2 protein-coding genes are annotated in these 5,179 nt (G+C 72.4%); both read right to left on the bottom strand.

Features of this window, described 5'->3' with window-relative positions; translation table 11 throughout:
- A partial coding sequence (locus ACFO60_RS40590) for a beta-ketoacyl synthase N-terminal-like domain-containing protein (RefSeq protein ID WP_380852820.1) occupies positions 1-871 on the bottom strand: 871 nt, incomplete at its 3' end.
- Positions 872-916: 45 nt separating this feature from the next.
- The coding region (locus tag ACFO60_RS40585) for an SDR family NAD(P)-dependent oxidoreductase (RefSeq protein WP_380852817.1) at positions 917-5,179 on the bottom strand (4,263 nt) is incomplete at its 5' end.

Genomic DNA, 5,179 nt, shown 5'->3' with positions numbered 1-5,179 from the left:
CCCGATGCCCGTTACGCCGCGCATCCGACAACCGCTCCAGCAGAAGAACACCGACACCCTCCCCCCAACCCGTCCCATCCGCCGCGGCCGCGAACGACTTGCACCGACCGTCGGGAGCCAGACCGCGTTGCCGGGAGAACTCGATGAACGGCCCCGGGGTGACCATGACCGAAACCCCACCCGCGAGCGCCAGCCCGCACTCGCCGTTGCGCAGCGACTGGGCCGCCAGGTGCACGGCCACCAGGGACGAAGAGCAGGCGGTGTCCACGGTCACCGCCGGGCCTTCAAGACCGAGCACGTAGGCGATCCGCCCTGACATGACACTGCTCGCCGTGCCGGTCAGCATGTGGCCCTCGCTGTCATGGTCCGCGGCGGTGAGCACGCCCACGTACTCCTGCGACGTCCCTCCGATGAACACACCGGTCCGGCCGCCGTGCAGGGAACGCGGGTCGATCTCCGCCCGTTCGACCGCCTCCCACGCCGTCTCCAGCAACAGCCGCTGTTGGGGGTCCATCGCGACCGCTTCACGGGGCGAGATTCCGAAGAAGGCGGAGTCGAAGGCGCCTGGCGCGATCAGAAAGCCGCCTTCGCGGGTGTAGGACGTGCCGGGCCGGGCCGGATCGGGGTCGAACAGCGCGCCGAGGTCCCAGCCACGGTCGGCCGGGAATTCCCCGATCAGGTCGGCGCCGGCGCTGACCGCCGCCCACAGTTCGGCGGGCGAGTCGATACCGTGCGGGTAGCGGCACGCCATGCCCAGGATCGCGATCGGTTCGCGGGCTCGCTGCTCCACTTCGGCCAGCCGCGCGTGCGCTCGGCGGCTGTCGGCTATTGCACGTTGCAGGTACTCGCGAAGCTTGGCCTCTTCGGACATCCGCGCATCAGCTCCTCAGGCGTCAACAGTTGCGAACCGGGTGGGTCACGAGAGCGGGAAACCCCGGTCGACCAGGTCGAAGAGTTCTTCGTTCGTCGCCGCGCCGAGGTCCTCGTCGGGCGACCCGGACGAGTCCTGCCACCGCGACACCAGCTCCCGGAGCAGGCCGGTGATCCGTCCCCGTTCGTCGAGGCCCGGATCCAGGGCGGTGATGGCGTCACCGAGCCGCGTCAGCTCGGCCAGCACCGAGTCGACCCCGCCGAGTCCCTCTGGCACCAGCTCGGTCCCAAGGAATCGGGCCAACGCCAGCGGTGTCGGATGATCGAACACGAGGGTGGTCGGCAGCCGCAGTCCGGTCGCGCCCGTCAACCGGTTGCGCAGCTCGACCGCCGTCAACGAGTCGATGCCCAGTTCCTTGAACGCTCGTCCCGCGTCGACCTCGTCGGACGCCCCGTGGCCGAGGACGACGGCGGCGTTCGACCGAACGATGTCGAGGAGCAGCCGGTCGCGTTCGGCCGGCGCCATCCCGGCCAACCGGTCGGCCAGCGCCTGCCCGTCACCACCCTGCCCCGCCGCCTGTGCCAGGCGGCGGGCGCCGCCCTTGACCAGCCCGCGGAGCAGCGGGGATACCGAGTCGGCGCGCAGCACATCCGGGGTCAGCCTGGTCGGCACGGTCATCGCGAGGTCGACAACGCCGGCGAGGTCGAACAATGCCAGTCCTCGCTCGTTGTCCAACGGCGCCATGCCGGACCGCGCCATGCGCCTGACCTCGACGTCGCCGAGGTGCGTGGTCATGGCGCTGCGCTGCGCCCAGAAACCCCACGCCATTGAGGACGCGGGCAGTCCCCGTGCCCTGCGGTGGTGCGCCAGCGCGTCGAGGAAGGCGTTGGCCGCCGCGTAGTTCGCCTGGCCGGCGCCGCCGAACGTGGCGGCCGCGGAGGAGAACAGCACGAACGCCGACAGCGGCATGCCCTCGGTCAGCTCGTGGAGGTTGACCGCGCCGTCGACCTTGGGCTGGAGCACCCGGTCTAGCTGCTCATCGCTCAGCGACTCGATCAGGCCGTCGTCGAGGACTCCGGCGGCGTGCACCACAGCGGTGAGGGGATGCTCCTCCGGCACGCCGGCCAGCACCCGGGCGAGGGCGTCGCGGTCCGCCACGTCGCAGGAGACGACGGTCGCGTTCGCGCCGAGCTCGGTCAGCTCCGCCAGCAGTTCCTCGGCGCCGGGTGCGGCCATACCGGCCCGGCTGGTGAGCACCAGGTTCCGCAGGCCGTACGTGCTCGCCAGGTGACGGGCCAGCAGCCCGCCCAGGGTGCCGGTGGCGCCGGTGATCAGCGCGGTCCCGTCCGGGTCGAGCGGCCGGGGGAGGGTCAGCACCGCCTTGCCGACGAGGCGCGCCTGGCTGAGCGCGCGGAGCGCGGCCGGTGCCCTGCGCACGTCGTAGACGGTCAGCGGCAGCGGTTCGAGCGCACCCGTCTCCAGCAGGGCGACGATCTCGACCAGCATCTCGTGCATGCGCTCCGGCGCGGCCTCCATGAGGTCGTAGACCTGGTAGATGACCCCCGGATGGGCGGCGGCGACCTGATCCGCGTCTCGCTTGTCGGTCTTGCCCATCTCCAGGAACCGGCCGCCGCGTGGGAGGAGTCGCAGGCCCGCGTCGACGAAGTCCCCGGCGAGGCTGTCCAGCACGACGTCCATGCCGGCACCGCCGGTCGTGGCCAGGAATCGTGCCTCGAACTCAAGTGTCCGCGAGCCGGCGATGTGGTCCTCGGCCAGCCCGTGGGCCCGCAGGGTGTCCCACTTCTCGGGGCTGGCCGTGCCGAACACCTCGGCGCCCAGGTGCTGGGCGATCCGGACCGCGGCCGTGCCGACGCCGCCGGCCGCGGCGTGCACGAGCACGGACTCACCGGGCTGGAGCCCGGCGAGGTCCACCAGCCCGTAGTACGCGGTCAGGTAGGCGATCGGCACCGCCGCGGCCTGCTCGTCGGACCAGCCTTCCGGGATGGGCACGAGCCAGCGGTGGTCGGCGACGGCGACGTGACCGAATGCCTGGTAGCACACGCCCATCACGCGGTCGCCCACCGCGATGCCCGTCACGCCCGGGCCGGTTTCGAGCACCAGGCCCGCGGCCTCCGACCCGATGTGCTGCTGGTCCGGCAGCACGCCGAGGCCGACGATGACGTCGCGGAAGTTCACCCCCGCCGCCCGCACCGCGATGCGGACGTGGCCGGCGGGCAGCGGCTCGTCCGTGTCGGGGCCGGCGACGATGGCGAGTTCGTCGAGCGTTTCCCCGCCGACGCTGTCCAGCTGCCACGTCCGTGCGCGGGGCGGCGGCACCAGCGAGTCGCGTGCGTTGACCCTGGCCAGCCGCGGGCAGGTGACCGCGCCGGCCCGGACGGCGACCTGGTGCTCCCCGGTCGCCAGAGCGGCGCGCAGGGCGCCGAGCGATTCCGGTGTGTTGTCGAGGTCGACGAGGACGAGCCGGCCGGGGTGCTCCGACTGGGCCGAGCGCACCAGTCCCCACACCGGGGCGTTGCCGAGGTCGTCCACCCCGTCGCCCGTGCCGGCGGCGACGGCGACGGTGGTGACGATCGCCAGTCGCGCGGCCGTGAACCGCTCGTCGGCGAGCCACCGGCGCACCAGGTCCAGCGTCCGCTGCAAGGCCGCACGCACCGCGGCGGGCACATCGGCCGCGTGGCTCGGGGGGAGGTGGGCGACGACCACGTCCGGGACCGCGCCGTCGACGTCGTCGAGGTCCGCCCACACCACGACGTCCGGTTCCGCTTCCGACAAACCGAGCGTGTCCGTCCCGAGCACCGCGATGCCCGGGCGGGCGTCGGACGCGGGCGCGGGTATCCAGTCGAGGTGGTACAGCGAGTGGTCGTAGCCGCCCCGCAGGTCGTCGGCGGCCACCTCACCGAGCATGAGTGACCGTATCTCGGCGACGGGATGGCCGGCGGGGTCCGCCGTCGTCAACCGCACCGCGTCGCCCGCCGTCCTGGACAGCCACACCCGCAGCGCCGTGGCCCCGGACGCGTGCAGGCTCACCCCGTTCCAGGAGAACGGGAGCCGGAGCCGGTCGTCGCCGGTCTCCAGCAGCATCATGGTGTGCAGGGCGGCGTCGAGCAATGCGGGATGCAACCCGGTCCGCGCGGCGTCGGCGTGTTGCCCCTCGGCCAGCCGGACCTCGGCGAAGATGTCGTCGCCGCGACGCCATGCCGCCGCCAGCCCTCGGAACGCCGGACCGTACTGGTAGCCGGCGTCGGCCAGGCGGGTGTACAGGTCGCTGATGTCCACCGTTTCGGCGTCTCGGGGCGGCCACTGTTCGGGCATCGGCGTGGCCTGCCGCGTGTCGGTGGTCAGCCTGCCGGTGGCGTGGCTGGTCCACGGCATGCCGACGGCGCCGTCCACCGGCCGCGAGTGGACACCGAGAGTGTAGCCGCCTTCGTCGGCGGCTTGGGCGCGGACCTGCACGTTGAGCGCGGCGTCACGCGGCAGGATCAGCGGCGCGTGCACGGTCAGTTCGTCCACGTGGTCGCAGCCGGTCAGGGCGCCGGCCTGGATGGCGAGCTCGACCAGGACGGCGCCTGGCACGATCGTCTCGCCATTGACGGCGTGGTCCGCGAGCCACGGATGGGTGGATAGCGAGAACCTGCTGGTCAGGAGGACTCCCGTGCCGGCGGCGAGCTCGACGGTGGCGCCGATCAGCGGATGGTCGGCGCCGTCCAGCCCGGCGGCGGAGACGTCGCCGGTCGAGGCGCCCGCCTCCGGCCAGTAGCGCTGCCCTGCGAAGGGGTATGTCGGCAGCTCGACGAATGCGGCCGCGGTGTTCGCGAAGGAGGTCTGCCAGCCGACACGGACACCGTGCACGTAGGCCTGTGCGAGGGAGTTCGTGTAGCGGTCGAGCCCACCGTCGTCGCGGCGGATCGTGGCCAGGGCGACGGCGTCGGCGTGCCGTTCGTCGATGGTCTCCTGGATCCAAGGCAGCAGTACCGGGTGCGGACCGACCTCGACCAGCACGTCGCAACCCTGGTCGAGCACCGCCCGTACAGCGGTCTGGAACCTGACGGGCTGGCGCAGGTTGCGGTACCAGTAGCCGCCGTCCAGCTCGGCGCCGTCCACCCAGTCCCCGGTGACCGTGGACAGGAAAGGTACCTCGACCGAGCGTGGCTCCACACCCTCCAGCTCGGCCAGCAACTCATCCCGCAACCGGTCGACCTGCGCCGAGTGGGCGGCGAAGTCCGTCCCCTCCAGCCGCCACCGCATCAACCCCGCCACCGACAGACGACGCTCCAACTCCGCGACGGC

This window comes from Sphaerisporangium dianthi, assembly GCF_042654065.1.
In the GTDB taxonomy this organism is placed as follows: domain Bacteria; phylum Actinomycetota; class Actinomycetes; order Streptosporangiales; family Streptosporangiaceae; genus Sphaerisporangium; species Sphaerisporangium dianthi.
This window is presented reverse-complemented; position numbering and strand designations above follow the sequence as displayed.